General features: G+C 53.0%; 18 protein-coding genes. 14 read left to right on the forward strand and 4 right to left on the reverse strand.

What is annotated here, in order from left to right; all coding sequences use genetic code 11:
- Positions 1–222 precede the first annotated feature (222 nt).
- Positions 223–1,248, reverse strand: a complete 1,026-nt coding sequence (locus MNU25_RS09345) for a phospholipase D-like domain-containing protein (RefSeq protein ID WP_240984829.1) — start codon at positions 1,246–1,248, stop codon at positions 223–225.
- A 228-nt stretch (positions 1,249–1,476) separates the two neighbouring features.
- On the opposite strand from MNU25_RS09345, the gene MNU25_RS09350 reads away from it, so the two are divergent.
- The 9 genes from MNU25_RS09350 to surE all read left to right on the forward strand — a co-directional run bounded on the left by MNU25_RS09350 (position 1,477) and on the right by surE (position 11,231).
- Positions 1,477–3,792: a M28 family metallopeptidase gene (locus MNU25_RS09350; protein WP_240984830.1), complete on the forward strand. Its 2,316-nt coding sequence runs from the start codon at positions 1,477–1,479 to the stop codon at positions 3,790–3,792.
- A 297-nt stretch (positions 3,793–4,089) separates the two neighbouring features.
- A complete protein-coding gene (locus tag MNU25_RS09355; protein ID WP_240984831.1) occupies positions 4,090–4,335 on the forward strand; it encodes a YkuS family protein in 246 nt (81 codons plus the stop codon).
- A 455-nt stretch (positions 4,336–4,790) separates the two neighbouring features.
- Positions 4,791–4,952 carry a hypothetical protein gene (locus tag MNU25_RS09360; protein ID WP_240984832.1) on the forward strand — a complete coding sequence of 54 codons (162 nt, stop codon included), beginning with the start codon at positions 4,791–4,793 and terminating at the stop codon, positions 4,950–4,952.
- A gap of 414 nt (positions 4,953–5,366) precedes the next feature.
- On the forward strand, positions 5,367–6,644 hold the full coding sequence (locus tag MNU25_RS09365) for a class I SAM-dependent rRNA methyltransferase (RefSeq protein ID WP_240984833.1): 1,278 nt from the start codon (positions 5,367–5,369) through the stop codon (positions 6,642–6,644).
- Between the two features lie 265 nt (positions 6,645–6,909).
- Complete coding sequence (locus tag MNU25_RS09370) at positions 6,910–7,380, forward strand: Fur family transcriptional regulator (protein WP_240984834.1); 471 nt, start codon at positions 6,910–6,912, stop codon at positions 7,378–7,380.
- A 329-nt stretch (positions 7,381–7,709) separates the two neighbouring features.
- Positions 7,710–8,870: a tetratricopeptide repeat protein gene (locus MNU25_RS09375; protein ID WP_240984835.1), complete on the forward strand. Its 1,161-nt coding sequence runs from the start codon at positions 7,710–7,712 to the stop codon at positions 8,868–8,870.
- Positions 8,871–9,192: 322 nt separating this feature from the next.
- Positions 9,193–9,759, forward strand: a complete 567-nt coding sequence (folE, locus tag MNU25_RS09380; RefSeq protein ID WP_240984836.1) for a GTP cyclohydrolase I FolE — start codon at positions 9,193–9,195, stop codon at positions 9,757–9,759.
- A 358-nt stretch (positions 9,760–10,117) separates the two neighbouring features.
- Positions 10,118–10,318, forward strand: a complete 201-nt coding sequence (locus MNU25_RS09385) for a YpmA family protein (RefSeq protein WP_240984837.1) — start codon at positions 10,118–10,120, stop codon at positions 10,316–10,318.
- A 151-nt stretch (positions 10,319–10,469) separates the two neighbouring features.
- Positions 10,470–11,231 carry a 5'/3'-nucleotidase SurE gene (surE, locus tag MNU25_RS09390; protein WP_240986790.1) on the forward strand — a complete coding sequence of 254 codons (762 nt, stop codon included), beginning with the start codon at positions 10,470–10,472 and terminating at the stop codon, positions 11,229–11,231.
- A 364-nt stretch (positions 11,232–11,595) separates the two neighbouring features.
- Here the strand turns inward: surE and MNU25_RS09395 are convergent, their stop codons facing one another.
- Positions 11,596–11,823, reverse strand: coding sequence for an alpha/beta-type small acid-soluble spore protein (locus tag MNU25_RS09395; RefSeq protein ID WP_240984838.1), 228 nt, complete (start codon positions 11,821–11,823; stop codon positions 11,596–11,598).
- 173 nt (positions 11,824–11,996) lie between these two features.
- On the opposite strand from MNU25_RS09395, the gene MNU25_RS09400 reads away from it, so the two are divergent.
- On the forward strand, positions 11,997–12,248 hold the full coding sequence (locus MNU25_RS09400) for a hypothetical protein (RefSeq protein ID WP_240984839.1): 252 nt from the start codon (positions 11,997–11,999) through the stop codon (positions 12,246–12,248).
- An 84-nt stretch (positions 12,249–12,332) separates the two neighbouring features.
- Here the strand turns inward: MNU25_RS09400 and MNU25_RS09405 are convergent, their stop codons facing one another.
- Entirely contained in the window at positions 12,333–14,012 is a 1,680-nt protein-coding gene (locus MNU25_RS09405; RefSeq protein ID WP_240984840.1) for a fatty acyl-CoA synthetase, read from the reverse strand.
- Between the two features lie 95 nt (positions 14,013–14,107).
- On the reverse strand, positions 14,108–15,754 hold the full coding sequence (locus tag MNU25_RS09410; protein WP_240984841.1) for a long-chain fatty acid--CoA ligase: 1,647 nt from the start codon (positions 15,752–15,754) through the stop codon (positions 14,108–14,110).
- Positions 15,755–16,475: 721 nt separating this feature from the next.
- Between MNU25_RS09410 and MNU25_RS09415 the strand changes: the two genes are divergently transcribed.
- From MNU25_RS09415 to MNU25_RS09430, 4 genes are all read left to right on the forward strand, one after another.
- Positions 16,476–17,627 (forward strand): thiolase family protein, encoded by a 1,152-nt coding sequence (locus tag MNU25_RS09415; RefSeq protein WP_240984842.1) that lies wholly within the window; start codon positions 16,476–16,478, stop codon positions 17,625–17,627.
- 276 nt (positions 17,628–17,903) lie between these two features.
- On the forward strand, positions 17,904–18,431 hold the full coding sequence (locus tag MNU25_RS09420) for a hypothetical protein (RefSeq protein ID WP_240984843.1): 528 nt from the start codon (positions 17,904–17,906) through the stop codon (positions 18,429–18,431).
- 102 nt (positions 18,432–18,533) lie between these two features.
- On the forward strand, positions 18,534–19,301 hold the full coding sequence (locus MNU25_RS09425; protein WP_240984844.1) for a 3-hydroxyacyl-CoA dehydrogenase: 768 nt from the start codon (positions 18,534–18,536) through the stop codon (positions 19,299–19,301).
- Between the two features lie 71 nt (positions 19,302–19,372).
- Positions 19,373–20,506, forward strand: coding sequence for an acyl-CoA dehydrogenase family protein (locus tag MNU25_RS09430; RefSeq protein ID WP_240984845.1), 1,134 nt, complete (start codon positions 19,373–19,375; stop codon positions 20,504–20,506).
- The last annotated feature ends 131 nt before the right edge of the window (positions 20,507–20,637 follow it).

Below are 20,637 nucleotides of genomic sequence, written 5' to 3' on the forward strand. Positions count from 1 at the left end.
AGCATAATTTCACGCTCTCTGCCTACGGCGATAGTCATCCTCAGCCGTCGGGTCATCCTGTGACAGCGTCGGCTTCGGCGATAGTGTCCGCAGGAGACTATCGTCACCGGAGACTATCGTTACCGAAGTCATCCTCACCGCACAGGTATTGTTTGAAAGCTTGCGGTTCGGCGATAGTATCCACAGGACACTATCGTGATGTTCAGCGTAAGCTGGACGAGTTCACTGCGCCTGGGCCCAGTCATGGTCAAACACGGCGTCGAGTTTGGCGGTGGCTGCCGCGGAGGGTACGGTTATGGAGAACTCGTGATTGATCACAAAAGTATAATAGGTCCAATCCGAACTGGTGAAGATAAAAGTTTTTTGATCAAAGATCCCGACGTTGAGATGAAAGGCGGGGACGGCGGAGTCCTTGACAAAACGGACTTTGACTCCTCCGCTCCTGAGCTTCGCGAGTGCATCCGGGGCCGTTTTCTTCTCCCGCGGATCCAGAATAAGCCGTACATCACGCCCTTTGGCGGCTGCGTTAACCAAAGACTGAACCGTGCTCGGATCGCTAACCTCGGGGGATTCAATCCAAATGGAATGATTGGCCTGCAGGATCTGCTCGGAGATTTGCTGTTGGAGATTGGCGTTGGTGGCTAAGGTGATGTTATCGTTGGGAAAAGATGTCTTTTGAGGAACGCCGAGCGAGAGAGTAGTCGTAAAATTCCAGTCGCGGGCAAAGACAAGCGCTGTCCACCAAGCGGAATACCCGCTTAATTCGACGGCCAGGTCATGCGTATTTTGCCAAACGGACGGTGTCCAGGCGGGCCCATAAATGAGGGCCTTTTTTTGATCGACCACCAAGAGTTTGACGTCATCGTATTGCCCTTTCAGTGCCGGATAGAATTGAATGGACACGTTTTGACTCTTCAAAGCCGCCAAGGTCGCTTGGTTAGCAGGCTGCCAGCGGTCAAGAAGGATTTTGACCGTGAGTCCCTCCCGTTGTTTGGCTAAAACAAGATTCATTAGGGCCGGATCGTCAAATAAGTTCTGTTCTATGTAAATGGATTTCTGAGCTGACTCCAGGAGATGAACCGTTTCCTGCCGGATGGCCGCACCGTCGAGGAATAGTGCTGAGGCAGGGAGATTGGAAGTCTGAGGATTCTTCCTGAAAAGATGGGTGAGCTTGTTTGTGGAGCAGCCGGTGCTCACCAGAAGAGTCAGGATAATGACCAAAGGCAAAAACCATTTTCGCATCCGCATCTTAGTATCCCTCTTACAGTAGTCTTAGCAGTTTTAGCGGCATTTAGCAGTATTTAGCAGTATTGGTAGCATCTAGTGGTACCAGCGGTATTCACAGTATCATCTGTTACGCTGTTCCCTTGTCATTATAGCACGGATATCCGGCGGAAAAGAAACTTCCAGGCATAGAAAACCCGTTCAAGTCATAAAAATTGGCAGAATGAGTTGGCGTGAGGAAGGTTGGTCGCCATGCGACGAAGTCTGGAACAGTTGCACGGCCTGCGGCGGGCCGTCATTCTTCTTCTTGCCCTGTCGCTTACGTTTTGTTCTGCGTCTCTTCTCTTCCGACCGGTTCCGGCTCGGGCCGATCAGGCCCCTGCTTTTTCGGCGGAGCGGGCCGCAGATTACATGAAGTATCTCGTGCAGAAAATTGGGCCGCGGCCGGCGGGCAGCAAGGCGGAAGTGAAAGCCGCTCAATATATCTACTATAATCTGGAACAGAATGGCTGGAAGGTGCACGACGAGCCGTTCAGTAAAGTCGTGGTGCGCGATTCCCCTCTGCCAACGGGCCAAACGAAGGTCGAGCTGGTTAACAGCCAAAACATTATTGCCGAATTGCCGGGCGCGAAGGCAGATACAGTGGTGCTGGGGGCGCATTACGACTCGGCGGATGTCAATGCCCCCGGGGCCTTGGACAACGCGTCCGGGGTGGGAGTCTTATTGGAATTAGCCCGGGTTCTGGCCAAAGCGCCCCATGAAGAAACCTATGAACTAATCTTTTTCGGTGCGGAGGAAGCGGGCCTGGTAGGTTCGTCCTACTATGCTTCCCGGGCTGATCTTTCCGCCGTTAATTGGATGCTGAATTTAGACATGGTTGGGACACCGTTGGAAATTGACGTCGCAGGGAAAAAGTCGGCCCCGCCGGAACTCGTGGCGAAAATCACGGAGTTGGCCCGCAAAAGCGGAATTCCCTTTCATCTCAGCCGGGATGCGCTGATCATGAATCGGGATGCGCCTCAGGGGGGAAACAGCGACTTCAGTTCTTTTTTGGAACACGGAATTCCGGCACTGGGGATAGGAATGGCCGGACGTCCTCCCGGTTTTTACCATAGACCGGAGGACCGTGTAGAACGGGTTCCGCTGACCGAACTGCAAAAGGTGGGCGATTTCGTGGCGACGCTGGCCCAGTCGGTGCGCTTGAAGCATACGGGTCCCAGGACTTGGGACGAACTCTACCTGACTTTCCAGCTGGGGCCGTATGTCTTCATTTTGCCCAGTCTGGGGTTGCGCTTGTTTTCCCTCTTGGTCTTCCTCTTGGCCGGTTTGTGGTTTGCCCGCTGCCTGAAAAAGGGCTTGCCGGGAAGATGGATACATTACCTGGTTTTGCTGGGGGCCGTTAGCCTGACCAGTCTGGTCCTCGTAGCGGCGAGCGGTGCCGGCGAACTCCTGTGGCAGGTGCTCAAGAGGAAGGAGTTGGTGTGGTACGCTTATCCGGGTTGGTTTCTGCTGGCCCGTTTGGGGATAGCGGCCGGGCTTTTCTTGTTTCTGACGGGGTTGTTTACGCGCGTGCCCTTACCGCGCGAGCCGGACGTGTATTGGCTGACCTCGGCGGGTGCCGTAGGTATTGCCGGACTGCTGGCGGCCTTTATCCGGATTGATCTTGCTTTTCCTTTCGTCTTCTGGCTTTTATGTCTCTGTATCCAGAAGGTGTGGCCGAACCTCATCCTCGCTTTCCTCGGACCGTATTTTTTCTACCGTTCTCATTGGGAGTTGTTTCATTCGAATCAGTGGGAGGGGTACTATTCTACTTTCCATAGCTATGCTCTCTTATTTATTGTTCTCTATTCCCTCCTAATCATTCCCCTGGTTTTGGCCCTGCTCCATGTCGCTTCCTTCAAACCCAAGGTGTGGCGGCGCCGCTTGATGGGTTTAAAGCGCCCGGCCCTTCTGTTCAGTGCGCTAACCGTCCTTCTGTTGGGATTGGTGCCCAGCTACACGGCTGAGTTTCCACAGAAGCTGACTGTGCGCGAGGAGTGGCGGGGTGACCAACCGGGGCAGTTGGTGCTCCTCTCCCCGGACAATTTGCCCGCTGATTTAGCCAGGGAACTGCGCGTGGCACAGAAAAAACGCGTAGTATTGCCCGGTCTGCGGCAGGAGGCCCCTATGGCGGTGACGGCCGAGGTTTTGAATAAACCGGGTTCCGGGGAAAGAACTGTGGATTTAGCCTTAGGATTTAAGTATGCGCGTGACCCGTATCTGGTCAAAATAAAATTGGAGAGCAGCCGCCCGTTCAAAGTTACGGCCATGGACGAATTTCTGCCCCTGTCCAAATTGCCGCGTAAAGTTCAGCTCGTCGGGAAGCGCAGCCCTCAAGGAGACTACGCTCTCCTTTTGGAACGAACTCCGCCTCAGCGCAACCTGGTAAAAATGTCCCTGCAAGCGGAGAGTACGTTAAAATGCACGGTGGAGGCGACTTTTCCCGACCCTGAGCAGAGTTTCCGCATTGCGGCCAAGAATTTGTCAGTCGATTATCAGGCGGTTTACTTGAGGACTCTGGAGTTCTAGCTAGGCAAGGAGTTCTAGCTAGGCAAGACTCTGGAGTTCTAGCTAGGCAAGACGCCGGAGTTTTAGCTAGGCAAGACGCTGGGGTTTTAGGCAGGCACTCTTTTCTCAAGCGGCCGGCCGCCTGTTCATGCATTCGTAAAGAAGAGAACAAAGACGTAAAGAAGAGAACAAAGAATAATTGCTTTTGCGGAAATCAGCTTGAGGTGGCAAAACTCTCTAGCATACGGAAGGTAAGAAACGCAGAAGATATTTCTGGAGATACGTTTGTCGCAGATGGTTCGGAGGAGGTAACGGAACATGTATAAAAAAATAGCGGTGGAAGAAGGGTTAACCAACATTAGCGAAGCCCTTCAGGCCGCGGGCTTTCAAACTTCGTCCCTTGACGGGCAGACCCTTGAGAATGTGCGGGCCGTGGTGGTGAAAGGAGACGGGGCCGGTGTTTTAGGTCAAGATGCCAACAACTTTAAAGTTCCTGTCATTAACGCGGCCGGACGAAGCGCCGAGGAAGTCGTGGACGTTTTGCGAGACCGTTTAGGGGAATGAGGTAAGGGCGCGGCACGGAGCCGCGCCGGGTCTTGCGGGTTGGCTGAGTGGCACGGAGCTGCGCCGAGTCTTGAGGGGTTGGCTGAGTGGCAGAGGGCTGCGGCGAGTCTCACGGGGTCACATGAGCTGTGTCGAACTGCACCCGGCCAAGGTGAAGCCCCTGATGGAAAAGCCAAGTCTTGGACATACCAAGGCATGGCTTTTCCTCTTTCCGGTCACTTCGGATAAGTGGAGCAGAGGATGCCGCTTGCCTTTCGGGTTCGTCGTGTTCCGCAGTGCGAGTCCGGTTGACCTGATGCCCAAAATGCCATTACGACCTCTTGGTTTACTGTATCGCCATCATATCGCCCTACTAAGTCCACCGGGAAAGTTATGTTAAAAGGCGAAAATGGACCAAGTGGATTATTCTGCCATATAATACAGTGGAATAAGTGCGAGAGAGAGGAGGAATTCTTATGGCTTTCGCCTTGCTGCCTTTGGGGGCCGGTCTCTTCGGGTTCGGTTTGGGTACTATCTATGGCGCTTCTCTGCACCCTTATCCTTACGCCTATCCCCCCCCGCCCTATGCCTACCCTTATCCCTATCCCTACCCATATGGTGGATACCGACGCTGGTAGCGGTCTCGGGGACAAGTGCAACCTCGGAAATCTGCCTGCGCTGACGCTTGGCACAAGCCGGGTTTTCTTTGCCCCTGCTCTGGGGCGTGGGTGGGACAAGTGCAACCTCGGCTTTTGCCTGCGCTGACGCTTGGCACAAGCCGGGTTTTCTTTGCCCCTGCTCTGGGGCGTGGGTGGGACAAGTGCAACCTCGGAAATCTGCCTGCGCTGACGCTTGGCACAAGCCGGGTTTTCTTTGTCCCTGCTCCGGGGCGTGGGTGGGACAAGTGCAACCTCGGAAATCTGCCTGCGCTGACGCTTGGCACAAGCCGGGTTTTCTTTGCCCCCTGCTCTGTCTGGGTGTGCGTTTTTGGTGGAGGTGTGGTATAGTCAGGGACAGAGATTTTGGCCTGTTTGGGCAGAGCGGAGGTTCGTATGCCGGGTAAAGTTTACTTAAAGAGAGACCGAAAGAAGAGATTGGAACAAGGGCATCCCTGGGTCTACAAAAGCGAGATCGAACGGATGGAGGCGCTTGAAGAGAAGGATGACCTGGTACAAATCGTAAACCACGAAGGGCATTTTTTAGCCCGAGGTTTCTATAATCCGCACTCGCAAATTGCGGTAAGAGTTGTCGACTACCGTGAAGAGAGTGTCGTAGATCAGGAGTGGTTTGAACGAAGAATCCAAGCGGCCTGGGAACGGCGGAAGCGGCTGCTGCCGGGGATACGGTCCTGTCGGGTGGTCTACGGAGAAGCTGATTTTCTGCCCGGCTTAATCGTGGATAAATATGAAAACGTGTTGGTTGTACAAATTCTCGCCGCCGGTATGGATCGGCGCAGGCTCTGGATTTTCGCGGCCCTGCGAAAAGTATTTGATCCCAAGGGAATCTACGAACGGGATGACGTTCCGGTGCGGCGGCTGGAAGGGTTGGAAGAACGCAGCGGCTTTATTGGGCAGGAGTTCGAAACGACGCTCATTATCGAGGAGAATTCCCTGCGGATCGCCGTGGATGTTGCCGAAGGGCAAAAAACGGGCTACTTCTTTGACCAAAGGGAGAACCGGACCCGCTTGCAGCCATTTATGACCGAATGGGGACACAAGCGCGGAATTACAGTGGAGGCGGACGGGCAAGCGGTTGATGCCAAAGGAAGACCTGTCAAAAATCCGTTTTGGGACGGAGCGGAGGTCCTGGATTGTTTTTCTCACACCGGCGGATTTATGCTCCATGCCTGTCTGTACGGGGCCAAGAGGGTGACCTGCGTGGATATCTCGGAAAAAGCGCTTAAGACCGCCAGGGAAAATGCCTTGACCAATGGTTTCTTGCACAGGACGGAGTTTGTATGTGAGAACGTATTTGATTATCTCCGCCAGCAAGTGGAGGCTGGGCGCAAGTGGGATGTTGTTATACTCGATCCGCCGGCCTTCGCCAAGAACCGCCAAGCTCTGCCGGGAGCGGTGCGCGGCTATAAAGAGATCAATCTTCAGGGAATGAAACTTCTTCGCCCCGGTGGAATACTGGTCAGTGCCTCTTGTTCATACCACCTCAGCGCGGAGAAATTTCTCAGTCTCGTGCAAGACGCGGCGGTCGATGCCAAGAAAGTTCTCCGGTTGGTGGAATTTCGCCGGGCGGGCTTGGATCATCCCGTTCTGGTGGGCAGCCCGGAAACCGACTACCTGAAATTCGGAATTTTTGAGGTGCTGGAACGGCGCTGAGGGGAGAGCGGCACCGGATGGTGAACGGCACGATGGAAGAGCGGCACTGGAGGATCGACGGCACGACGGAAGAGCGGCACTGGAAGGTCGACAACGCTGAGGGCTCTGTCGGAGCGATTACAGAAACGTAGCCGATCGGATCGGGCGTAAAATTCACCCCGGTTTGCTGTGTTTGCAAATTGGCATGTTTCGCTTATAATAAAATGTGAGATTCGCTGACGGTGTCCGCGGGAATAGGTTGGGTGATTGAGGAGGGGGTTGCCGTATGTCGGAGAGGTCTCAGGAAACGGATGCGTTTGCCGATGTTTGTAACCAGTTGCGCAATCACGCTTATAAGTTGACCCCTCAACGTCAAACTATTCTCAAAATCTTTCTGGAACAGGGCAGCGGGCATTTGAGTGCCGAAGAGATCTATCAACTGGTAAAGCCGCATTATCCGGACATCGGCTTGGCAACGATTTATCGCACCTTAGATATTCTGGCTGATCTGGGCATTTTGCAGAAAAACGATTTCGGTGACGGACGCAGCCGTTATGAATTCAGCCGGCGGGATGAGCATCACCACCATCACTTGATTTGTCTGCGATGCGGGAGTGTATCGGAATTTGATGATGACCTTTTGGAATCCTTGGAAACGATGATTGCGAAACGCAATAAGTTCAAAGTCGTGGACCATGTCTTGAAATTCTATGGCTATTGCAGCAAGTGCCAGGAAGAATTGAAGCGGGATGTTTGAGCGATCGGGCGTCCGGGCCTGAGCGGGGTACGGACTGTAATCATAGCGGGGGAAAGAGTGCAGAGAATGTTCCTTATATCTGCCGCCGTTTAGCCATGTTAAAAAAGGTGCTTTCGGACACGTTGCTGTAACCGGGTCAAGAGAGAATACTGAAATATCGGATTGAAATATGGCGGAGGCTGAGCACAACCGGGGATATTTAAGCGGAAACGCGAGCGGGCTGCCGCTTGAAGCCGAAAGTTGGCGTACGGTTTTTTAAAAATAAGGAGGATATTCGGTAGGGGGCCACGAATTAGGGACATGGAAGAAAATGTAAGGAGGAAGGAGCCATGTCCCATCCTTTGGTCTCAAAAACCGGTGACGAACGCAGGCAAGTGCCTGTTTTCTGGCGTGAGTTCAAAGCCAATGTTCTGTCTTTGCGCGGCAAGAACGATGAAGCGATAGAGGTTTGGGTAGAACTGCTGAGGTCGGATTTGCCCCGGCCGCAGTTTCAAATTGTAGAAAAACTGATTAAGGCCCGGGTGTACGTTGAAGCAAAAGAGTATCTGGAAAAGCTTGTCGAGAAGCCCGGAGGGGACCTGGGTGAAATCAAATACCAATTGGCGAGAAGCTGCCTCGGCCTGGGATTGGTGCAGGAGGCGAAAGAGGCCATTGAAGAAGCGCTGGAGGTTTGTCCCGAAAAAGCCGCCTACTGGAGTACTTTAGCGGACTGTCAGTTGGAACAGGGAGAATGGAGATTGGCGGCGGAAGCGCTGGACAAATCGTTGCGTGCGGACCCCAAACAGGCGGAGACAGTCTTCCGCCTCGGTACGATATATTCTTACAACGGGGAGTACGCCGAGGCCCTGCGTTGTTTTTCCGGCGCTTGTCAACTTCAGCCGCGTAAGGTCGGGTATTGGGAAATGAAAGCGGAAATGCATTTAGAACTCGGGCAGATCAGGGAGGCGTGCTTTTCCTACAAGCAAGCTTTACGCTACTGTGCCGACCCGGAAATCATGGCCCGCACCGCTTATTGCTATGTCCAATTGGATGAAATTGAAAAAGGAACACGCTATTATGAGAAGACCCTAAAACACGAGCCGGATCATTATGACAGTCTCTGCAATCTGGCCGCCATCTATCAGAATCAGGGTCGGTCCAATGAAGCACTCAGGCTCTTGGAACGGGCCCATAGCATTTTCCCGAATGATGCTATCCTTCTCAATAATCTGGCCTATATCATGGTACATCTGGGCCGGACCCGCAAGGCGCAGGAGTATTATCAGGCCGCGCTCAGCCTCACTCCGCAGCACCCGCTCATTCTCTATAATTTGAGTGTGTGTCTGGCAAGCAAAGGCGAATGGAATGGAGCAATTGAGATCATCCAACAGTTGCTGGAAATCGATCCGGATCATTCGGATGCTTGGGCACTCCTGGGGAATATTTATGATGAGATCGCCGAGCCGGAATTAGCGATTGACTGTTTCAACAAAGCACTGAAGCTTGCCTAACAAAAAGTTGCGTTTCACAGGGCGCACGATTTGCTATTATTTACATTTTGACTTCATTTTAACATTTCATATAAAAAGATTTCACGGGAGCGCGGCGAGGCGCTCTTTTTTTGAGGCAACCGGTCGCCCAAGTGGCGCGCGGCGTCAAAGGCAGTTTGCTTTTGGGGCCAAAAATGTTAGAATGGAATCTAAAATGTAACAATTTATCACTGAGTGGATATAGCCGACCGGGCTCCGTCTGCCGTCAGCCGTCCGGCCGTTGGGGGCGTACGCGGCGGGGTCTCGGAGAGAAAAGGGCAGAAAAAAGGGAGATGTTGACAACATGGATATGGCAAAGATTGAGGAAGCGGTGCGGATGATTTTGGAAGGGATTGGCGAGGATCCGGACCGGGAAGGACTGGTGGATACACCCAAACGAGTGGCCCGAATGTACGAGGAAGTTTTCTCGGGATTGCACGAGGATCCCAGTGAACACCTGAAAGTGCAATTTTCCGAGGATCATGAAGAGATGGTGATTGTCAAAGATATTCCGCTTTACTCTATGTGCGAACATCATTTAATTCCGTTTTACGGTTTTGCGCATGTGGCTTACATTCCGCGCAAAGGCAAGATTACCGGACTTTCCAAATTGGCGAGGGTGGTTGAGGGGTATTCCAAGCGCCCGCAGTTGCAAGAACGGTTGACTTCCCAGATAGCGGACTCTATTATGAAGATGTTGGAGCCGCGCGGGGTGTTGGTGGTCATTGAAGCCGAACACATGTGCATGACCATGCGCGGCGTGAAAAAACCCGGCTCGAAGACACTGACATCCGCTGTACGCGGGATCTTCAAGAGCAGTGAGGTCACTCGGGCGGAAGGTTTTGCTTTGATTCACGGAAACCGTCCCTGAAGGACGGAACGGTAAAACCTCGCTTGACCGGGAATATTTCAGGGACTTGGAGCCATCGAAGTATAACAGGGCAATCCCTTCAGCCTTCGGAGTATTCTGGAGTCAGAGCAAGTTGTGCGAGAAAGAGGACAAGGCTTAGGCGTAAGAGTCTGGATGTTGCAGCTTTGGAGCGAGGACCCATCAGAGCGCAGTCAACTGTAGGTTCATAGCCGACTATAAGTTCAGGGTAATGGTCGACGAGGCGGGAGGTGGGAAGCGAACCCCGGAACTTCACCGAGAAGCTTCCCGCTTTTGGTAAAGCGTAGAGGGCCAGTGCTCCGGTCTGCAGGAAGATTGATTGAAGATTGGATGATAGTCGATGGATGAAAGTATGGGACATTCCTCAAGGGATGAGGTCCGCGGAAAACTGGCCTTAATCGCAACACAAAAACTATCTGCCAACCCGGAATTGTACAAGGTCGTGGACTTTCTTAACAAGTCTTTAAAAGATTACCATGTCATGTTTGGGCTGTCCAAGAAAGATGACAGGATGACCATCTCGATTTACGAAGTGGAATAGGTGAGTGAACTGGTTTAGCAGAAGCTGAACATCACGATAGTGTCCTGTGGACACTATCGCCGAACCGCAAGCTTTCAAAGAATACTTGTGCGGTGAAGATGACTTCCCACTTGCAGAAGCGGGAGTCTTACGATTGGATAAAGGGGTCACCATGGAGATTTTGCTTACAAATGACGACGGTTTTTTTGCGCCCGGATTACAGACCCTCTTTGAAGTAATGGTTAAGAGTCCCGAAGATACGGTTTCCATCGTTGCCCCCGACAGTCAGCGCTCTGCCAGCGGTCATTCCATTACTCTGTTTGACCCGCTTTTTGTGACAGAGCACCCGCTTTCCGGTTCCGGTTACGGCTATGCCGTACGAGGAACTCCTTCCGATTGCGTTAAACTGGCCGTCGAGGGGGGGATTGTCCCTAAACCGGATCTGGTCATTTCCGGGATTAACCAGGGGCCGAATTTGGGCACGGACATTTTTTACTCGGGCACCGTAGCGGCTGCTATGGAAGGCGTGCTGGCCGGTATACCGGCTATCGCGGCGTCTTTGGCGAGTTTTGATTTCACGGATTTTGAGCCGGCGGCCCGGTGGCTGGCAAAGCATGTGACAAATATTACCGCCCGCTTTTCCACCGGTCTGCTCAACGTCAATTTTCCCGGTTCGCCGGGGGACGAATGGAAAGGTGTGCGTGTCACTCGCTTAGGCCGTGCCGTTTACGAAAACGTGTTTGAAAGTCGTCTGGATCCGCATGGCCGCCGTTATTTTTGGCAGGGAGGAACGCTGATCCCGGAAACGGATCCGGATACTGACGTGGCCGCAATCCATGCCGGGTATGTGACCGTAACCCCGATGCACAGCGACCTGACGGACTATAAAAAACTCGAGGAATGGCAGGGACGGGGAGCCGGAACGTTCGAGTGAGAGGTGAGTCTTACGCGCTCGCTTTCTCAAGCGAGCCTTTTATCAATATTGGGCAGATGTCTTCAATCCGCGCCTTCAGCCTCTCTTTACAGCCGTAGGGCCGGAGAGGTTGGATGGGTTAGAAAACAAGCGGCAGGGCTTTAGCCGTAGTGGAGTGTCACTGAATAGAGGATATGAAGAACTAAAAATTGTAAAGAGAGGAGTACAGTTTTGCCGCACTCCTCTTTCTTTGACTGATTGTGAAAGTCCTTTACCATCCGGCGCGCAATACCCTCTCTGATTTCTCTTTTTCGGCTGGACACGGGCTAGAAAAAGTGGCACCATAGGGGGTGGAGCAACAGGACGAGGGGGTGAAATGCAGTCCTTACAGGGTACCGCCCTTGAGGGAGTCTTCAGCCCTACGAATCATGGCTTTGACCATACTGCCGCCGATTCGTCCACCCACGTGGCCGCATTCTCTGGAGGTCATGTTGGCCCAACCCTGGCTTTGAATTTTCTCGGTTAACCCGAGCTCATTGGCGACCTCCCATTTAAAATCGTCCAAGACAGATTGGGGCAGGATGCCGGCGTTGCGGTTAGAATTACGAGCCATAAATGAAGCATCTCCTTTCCTTCCATCTGCTTTGGGACTCTTGCTTTGAGACATTATCATCCGTGGGACAATTCTAGTTTAAGCAGAAGCAAGGTTTTTATAGCGCTAAATTTCTGGCGGTTATTAATCCTTTTGCTAGTTTTAAATCCTTTTGGTAACGGAGGAAGCAAGACATGTCAATTACCACTTTTTTGTTCTACTTCATTGTTTTCATCTTCGTTTTTTCTTCTCCTTCGTTGCGCAAGAGGTTTAAAGGCAGGGGACTCTTACTTGTGGTGGGTATTCCGGCCGTACTGGCGCTGGTCATGATGGTGCTCACGATCATTAAAGTCTACGTCATCTATAAGCTGTGGATTTTGGTTTTTGCCGGGGTGACGGTCTATTTGTCTTATTTGGAGTGGGGACGTGCCGGAAGACGGAAGTGAGAGCATAGGGCTTATCACTCTGTCTTTTTGCCCTATCAGGTCCCCGTGCCGCATAGCGGCACCACTAATCCATGGAACGAGTAGTCAGTCCAAGTCTTTCGCTTTCTTTTGTTCGAGATAGTGAGCCGCATAAAGGCTGCGCAAATCCCGTTTGAGAATCTTGCCGCTCGGCGTTTTGGGCAGCTCAGGAAGGAAGATCACCCCTTTGGGAACTTTGAAGGCCGGCAAGTTTTCACGGCAAAGTTGAATAATCTCTTCTTCGCTGACATTGTTGCCTGGTTTAGGCACGACTAGGGCTGTCACTGCTTCCACCCATTTTTCGTGCGGCAGACCGATGACGGCAACTTCCGACACACGGCCATCCTGGTAAATAATCTCCTCCACCTCACGGCCGGGAACATTCTCACCGCCTGTTTTTACCATATCCTTCTTGCGGTCAATGACCGTGATATAGCGATCTTCATCCAAAATGCCGATATCCCCGCTGTGAAACCAACCGTGCTCAAAGGTCTTTTCTGTTTTGTCCGGGTCCTTAAAATAGAGCAGCATGGCATGGGGGCCGCGCCCGCAGATTTCACCGGGGATGCCGGGTTGGGCAAGTGCCCGGTGCTCTAGATCTTCCAACTGTGATTCCATGTTCAAACCGGCTGTTCCCGCTGAACCTGGCTTGGTCAGCATGTCTTCGGGTCTGAGCATGGTGTGGTAAGGCCCCAGTTCTGTCTGGCCATAGTAGTTATAGAACCTCTGGCAGCCGGGCAGCCGCCGGACAACTTCTTTTAGGACCGCTACCGGCATGATCGAGGCCCCATAGTATCCTTTAGCGATTGAACTCAGATCGAAATTTTCAAACTCGGGATGACGCATGAGGCTAATCCAAACGGTGGGTGGAGCAAAAAATATTGTGACCCGGTATTTGACGATGTTCTCCATAATTTCTTTTACATTAGGATTAAACATTAAGATATTTGTCGCGCCTACCATGAAAGCGGGGGTGAGAAAAACATCCCTTTGGGCGCAGTGGTAAATGGGCAAAGCATTGAGAATTACGTCATGGCGTGTATATTCACCGTCAATAATACAGCTCGTATACTCAGCCAGAAGAGATTGATTGCTTAGAATTACTCCTTTCGGCAGGCTTTCCGTTCCGGAGGTATAAGTCATCTGGACCGGATCTTCAATCTGCAGTTCCACATCAGGTTCGGCAGCGGTGTATTGCCTGTACCAGATTTCAAAGTCGGAGAAACCCGCGGGCACTTCCTGACCGCTCCCCTGCCGTGACCAGAACAAGGTTTTGACCGTCGGTATTTCGCCTAGGATATCTTTGACCAAATCGTAAAGAGCATCTTCAACAATAAAAACCGTTGCTTCCGAATGGTTGAGACAGTAGGCAATGTCTTTGCCCCGCAGGAGGTAATTGACCGCTAAGTACACCCCTCCCGCTTTGGCCGTACCCAGCCAGGTCAGGACATGGTCTATCGTGTTGTGAGCCAGTATGGCTATCCGATCATATTTTTTCAGGCCCAACGCGATTAGGGCATTGGCTACCCGGTTGGATTCTTCCTCTAACTGACGGTAAGAGAGGGTTATGTTGCGGTAAATCAAGGCAGGTTTATCCGGATACCGGTAAGCGCTTCGCCGGGAGATATCGGCCACGACCCAACGGTTGATGTGATTATAGCGTCGACGCAGAAAACGGACATTTTCTTCATTGAGCAGATCATAATGTTCCCGTTCTTCTGGAGTGAGCGGGGGATATTGAAACATGAAAGACCCTCCTCTCCCGGTGTATTCCGGGGTGTTTTGTATTTCACAGTTTTAAACACAAACACTGCGTGTTATGCCGGTACTTTTGGTGGTGTCTATTGGCTCTCGTTGTTCTCGCTGTTCTCGTTTTCCGCGCTGCTTTCTGAGAACTGTTGCCGCAGGGCTTGCTTATAAAATTTCCCCACACTTGTACGCGGGATGGTCTCTAAGAACTCTACCCTGTCAGGCAGCCAGAGCTTGGGGACCTTTCCTTTGAGATAATCCAGAATATCCTCCTGACTCACTTGCCCTGCGAATTCCGGTCTGAGGACGACACAGGCTAAAGGCCTTTCCAGCCATTTTGGGTGAGGTATGGCGATGACAGCGGCTTCCAACACCGCTGGGTGGCCCATAAGGGTATTTTCCAGATCGAGTGAGGAAATCCATTCTCCTCCGCTCTTGATCAGATCCTTGCTCCGATCGGCGATGGCAACATATCCTTCCGGATCGACGGTGACGATATCTCCGGTGTGGAGCCAGCCTCCGGCGAAAGCCGCCCGGCTGCGCACAGGATCTTTATAATATTCTTTAGCGATCCAAGGTCCGCGGAGCAGAAGCTCGCCCATGGTTTTGCCATCCCAAGGGACCTCCAGGCCGTCTTCTCTGACCACTTTCATTTCCAAACCCGGAACGAGCAGTCCCTGTTTGGCGGCGATATTGTATTTTTCCTCTTCAGTCCAATCGGCCATACTGCTCTTGGGCCGAGAGACGAGAGCGACGGGGGTGGTTTCGGTCATACCGTAGGCATGCAGGACGGACAGTCCAAGTTTTTCTCGATAATTCCTAATCATAGATTTCGGTGCGGCGGAACCGCCGCAAACAAGCTCACGCAGGCTGGACGGGTCGTATTGACCATTTGCCCACAGGGGATACGTTGCCATCCATATGGTGGGTACGCCGGCGGCCATAGTTACTCGGTGTTTCTCGATCATTTGGCAAATGTCCTCAGCCTGGGGCCGGGCGCCGGGGAAGACTTGGGTGGCACCTAACCAAGTGCAGGCAAAGGGGAGTCCCCAAGCGTTGGCGTGAAACATGGGCACAAAAGGAAGAACGCGGTCCGCTTCCCTGAGACCCAACGAATCCGGGATGGAAGCCGCATAGCTGTGAAGGACCAGGCCCCGGTGGGTATAGACGACCCCTTTCGGGTTTCCTGTGGTGGCGGTGGTGTAGCACATGGCGGCAGGATCCCATTCGCTTAGGTCTGGGAAAGCAATGTTCTCGCCGGCTGCGGCTAACAGAGTTTCATAGGAAAGGGGGTTTTCGAGGCTGTTCGCCGGTATCTCTTCTGTGTCCGACATCACGACAACATGTTCTACTGTCGGTAGTTGCGCCCGAATGCTTTCCAGGAGGGGAAGCAAATCCTGGTCGACAAAGAGGGCTTTGTCTTCTGCGTGGTTGATAATGTAAATCAACTGGTCCGGAGCCAGGCGCAGATTAAGGGTGTGGAGGACGGCACCGCTGAGCGGCACGGCGAAGTAAAGCTCAAGGTGGCGATGGTGGTTCCAGGCCAGTGTGGCCACTCGGTCTCCTTTACTGAGGTCCAGATCCTTCAGCACATTAGCCAGGCGCAGGACTCGTTTGTAAAAGTCCCCGTACGTGTAGCGAAAGGTTCCCGAGTAGTCACGGGAAATAATCTCTTTCTTGGGAAAAAGTGTGGCGGCCCGCTCCAGGAGCGCCCGCAGTGTCAGGTCGTAGGCCATCATGCTTAAATCTCTCCTCGCACATAGTTTATAAAGCTCAGCAGAAGACTCCGATTTTCCCCTAGCCTGCACTTCGACCACGCATTTAAGGTGTTAAGGAGGGTGGTTGACAGGCGGAAAAGAGGGTCGGGGAAAACTGCCTGCCTCACGATGGCTGAATATTTGCAATACTTATGCCAAGTCTGGGATGCCCCCTGAGTTAGCCGGGGCTGCCACTTTTTCCGCCTGAGTCTGACATGGCGCCGATCTTTCGCTGTGTCAGCCCGAGGAGTAGGTGTCTTGTGTACTGTCCTGTGACAGGACAACATTGTCCAGTGCACACGGTCGGCAAAGGCAAAGGCCGCCCTGGCCAAGACTTGGGGAGAAGGATTGACCAGGGTGCGCCTCGCGCTTCACTGGACTGTGCCGTCATTTTCAATCAATTTGGCACGGAAATTGCTTTTCAATTTTGGCGTATTGTAATTTTCGAAGAGTGACCGTAAGCTCGGGAGGAAGTGAACAGGAAAAATATGGTGGATCTTTGGGACGCGGGGGGACGCGGGCGGGGAGCAGGCCGGGACTAGGCCGGGGCTGGGTCGGGAAGTGGCCAGCGGGAGGACTGTGACGGTCTGAGAGGGGTTGTGGATCTGTTCTCCCAGACACGCTTCTGGAGAAAATGCGGGACTGAATCCGTTTGAGTGGGATGCAGGTGAGATGCAATGGAAAAAGAAAGGGTGATCAATGGATGAGGGAAGCGGTGATTGTAGAAGCCGTGAGGACGCCGGTAGGAAGGCGAAACGGTTTTTTCAGCAACCTGCGTTCGGAGGAATTGGCAGGGCTCGTGCTGCGGGAAGTCGTCAAACGGGCTGGAGTGGATCCGGCTTTGGTTGAAGATGTGATTATGGGTTGTGTTTCCCAAGTCGGGGAGCAAGGATTCTGTATCGGGCGGCAGGCCGCACTCATTGCGGGCTATCCGCTTCACGTTCCCGGTGTGACGATTGACCGGCAATGCGGATCGAGCCAGCAGGCGGTTCATTTTGCGGCCCAGGCGGTTCTGGCTGGGGATATGGAGGTGGTGGTAGCCGCCGGAGTGGAGAACATGACCCGGGTGCCCATGGGCTCGAATGTTAAAGGAACGGAACTCTCACGGGAACTCACTTCCCGCTATGAGATCATTCCCCAGGGGCTTTCAGCGGAAAGGATTGCTGATCAGTGGGGATTCAGCCGTCAACAGCTCGACGAGTTCTCTCTGGAGAGCCACGAAAAAGCCCTACGGGCACAAGCCGAGGGGCGTTTTGGACGGGAAATCATGCCGGTGGAGGTGGTTCAGGCGGACGGCACAAGGGCTCCGGTGAAGACGGATGAAGGGCCGCGCCGGAATACGAGCCTGGAGAAACTGGGGCAGCTGAAGCCTGCTTTCCAGGAAGATGGCAAAGTGACCGCCGGCAACGCCAGTCAGATCTCAGACGGCGCGGCGGCGCTTCTCATCATGTCGCGGGACAAGGCGGCTGAGCTGGGCCTAAGACCGCGCTTTCGCATTGTGGCCCGTTCGGTGCTGGGCTCCGATCCAACCCTCATGCTCACGGGGCCCATCCCGGCGACCGCTAAGGTTTTGGCCAAAGCCGGACTCAGCCTCAGAGACATCGATATTTTTGAGGTCAATGAGGCGTTCGCCTCCGTTCCCCTGGCTTGGCTGGCCGAAACCGGTGCTGACCCGGGGAAGCTGAATCCCAACGGCGGGGCGATTGCCCTTGGCCATCCTCTGGGTGCCAGCGGCGCGAGAGTGATGATCACGATGCTCTATGAATTGGAGCGCACAGGCGGGCGCTATGGCCTGCAAACGATGTGCGAAGGGCATGGCATGGCCAACGCGACGATTGTGGAACGTTTAGACTGAGAGGGGGGATACCACGGGTCTTGACTGAACAGTTATCTTTGCCTGATCGAAGGGTGTGTAGGAACAATATATGGTTAGAGAACTCATCAAATACTGTGAACAAGATTTAAGTACTGTGAACAAGATTTAAGCATTTGGAGACTGCTTTATAAGCACAAAGAGTTCAAAGGTAGGCGAATGTATGTTTTTCTCATGATAGTGTCCATTGTAATGTTTTTCTTTTCATTGGCATTAGAGCGATCAGCTTGGTTGACAGTGGTGGCGGTCGTTTTCTACGTGGGAACACTGATATTCATGAACACCCATAACACTAAAGAGGTCAACAGGATATATGCATCTGAGGCTAGTCGCGAATTAAGTTGGAAAGAAAACATTTATCACATCAGACAGAATAGATTGGAGGAAAAATTAGAGGAAAAGAATATTCGGGGTAAGGATGAGATACAGCTTGTTTTGGATAGGGTGTATAAAGAAGCAGAGAATAGAAAGTTCTCGGGGTTGTTAAGTCGGGGAGCATTCATTGGCATGGCAATTCCCTTGTGGAGTGGTTTTCTTCAGGCATGGTTTAGAATAGCAACCACTTCCCAATTGTTAGCTGTTCTCTTTCTGAGGGCAATGAGTATAACAGCCAGCATATGTCTTCTTTCTGCCGTATTCGGTTCAGTCGTGAAAGAAATGCTTAACCTCGAATCCGCAAGAATAAAGGGTGTAGCAGAGATGATAGATGAAATTTTACTGAAAGAACTTTTACAAGAGCAAAGGGATAGCAGCTTGAATGTAGTAAATTCCCAACATAGGGAGTGAGCAGCGGCAGGAACTATCGAGGCAGCGAAGATCCATACACTAGAAAGAAGAAGGATGAGCAAAGAAAAAGAACGATGAGTAAACTTTGCGGGAGGAGAGAATATGGATATCAAACAAGTGGTCGCTGTGGTGACCGGAGGGGCTTCGGGACTGGGTGAAGCGACGGTGCGCAGGGTTATTAACGACGGGGGCCGGGCTGTGATCCTGGATCTTGCCGTAGAGCGCGGGAAAAAACTGGCGGCTGAAGTGGGGGATCGGGCGCTCTTTCAGCCCACGGATGTCACGAGCGCGGAGAGTGTGCAAAGGGCCTTGGCGCAAGCGAGCGAAGTTTTCGGCCGGGTGACGGTTCTCGTCAACTGCGCGGGGATTGCCGTGGCGGAGAAAGTATTGGGCAAACAAGGACCTCATTCCCTAGAGAGCTTTACGAGGGTTCTCCAGGTCAACCTCATCGGCAGTTTTAACGTGATTCGTCTGACGGCCGAAAAAATGTCGGCTAACGAACCGGGAGCGGGAGGAGAACGGGGAGTCATTATCAACACCGCTTCCGTGGCCGCTTTCGAGGGGCAGATTGGGCAGGCGGCATACAGCGCTTCCAAGGGAGGGATCGTGGGCATGACCCTACCGTTGGCGCGCGAGTTGGCCGGTCATGGCATCCGGGTTATGACTATCGCCCCCGGCCTTTTCGAAACTCCCATGTTTGAGACGCTGCCCGAAGCCGCCCGTAAATCTCTGGGGGCGACGGTGCCTTTCCCGTCCCGCCTCGGCTATCCGGAGGAGTACGCCCTGCTCGTCAAGAGCATCATCGAAAATCCCATGCTGAACGGCGGTACCATCCGTCTGGACGGTGCCATTAGGATGCAGCCAAGGTAGGGATTGCTCCGGAACCTATCTTTGCACCCTACAAAGATCGCGGGTATCTGTTTTTCAGGGGAGGGAGAAAAATGACTCTTTACGGGGAGGAGCATGAATTATTTCGCCGGTCCTTTCGTAAATTTGTCGCCAAGGAACTGGTCCCCCAGGTGGAGAAGTGGGAGGAAGAGGGAGAGATGCCGCGTTCTGTTTGGCGGCGTTTAGGCGAGCAGGGCTACCTCTGTCCTTGGCTGGAGGAAAAATACGGCGGTGGCGGTGCGGATTTTCTCTATTCGGTCATCATTAATGAGGAACTCTCCGCGGCCGGAATCGGAATTGCGGTCGGGTTGCACAGCGATATCATTGCTCCCTACATCGACACTTACGGCAGCGAAGCGCAAAAGGCCCGGTGGCTGCCGGGCTGTGCCACCGGGGAAACGGTCTTGGCTATTGCCATGACGGAGCCGGGGGCCGGGTCTGATCTGCAGGGGATCAAAACCACTGCCGTGCGCGAGGGAGAGGAATATATTCTCAATGGTTCCAAGACGTTCATCAGCAACGGGTTTTCGGCCGACGCGGTGGTTGTGGTCGCCAGGACGGACCCGGCGGTGCCTGCCAGCAAAGGGCTGAGCTTGATCGTAGTCGAGCAGGGAACTCCCGGTTTCGCGAAAGGACGGAAATTGAAAAAGCTGGGCTTGCACAGTCAGGATACGGCCGAGCTGTTTTTTGACAACTGCCGTGTGCCGGCTGCGAACCGTTTGGGGGCAGAGGGGAGCGGGTTTACCTATCTGATGGAAAAACTCCAGCAGGAACGGTTGGTTTCGGCCCTTGTTTCCCAGTCTTTGGCCCGACGAATGCTTACCGATACAATTGACTATGTCAAGAGGCGGGAGGCCTTCGGCCAGCCAATCGGGAAGTTTCAGCACAATGCCTTCAAGATCGCGGAAATGGCGACCGAAGTGGAGCTGGGGCAGGTATTTATGGAACACCTTATCGCCGACCATATGGACGGGAAAGAAATCGTGAGTGAGGTCTCTATGGCCAAATACTGGATCGGTGAGATGGCCAACCGGGTCGCTTATCAATGCCTTCAACTGCATGGGGGTTACGGTTATATGGAGGAATATCCCATCGCCCGTTTCTACCGGGATGTGCGGGCGCACACCGTTTATGCGGGAACTTCGGAAATTATGAAGTTGATCATTGCCCGGAGATTAGGGCTCTGATGTCAACCACCCCCGTGGCTGAAACCGTCTGAGGCCAGACTGACCCGTTTTCAACAGGAATCATTATGTTCGGTCTGGCACGACTTAAGGCAGCCTGCTTTGTGAAGCAGGTGACCCCGTTTAGCCGGAGT

This window comes from Acididesulfobacillus acetoxydans (assembly GCF_902729405.1).
Taxonomy (GTDB): domain Bacteria; phylum Bacillota; class Desulfitobacteriia; order Desulfitobacteriales; family Desulfitobacteriaceae; genus Acididesulfobacillus; species Acididesulfobacillus acetoxydans.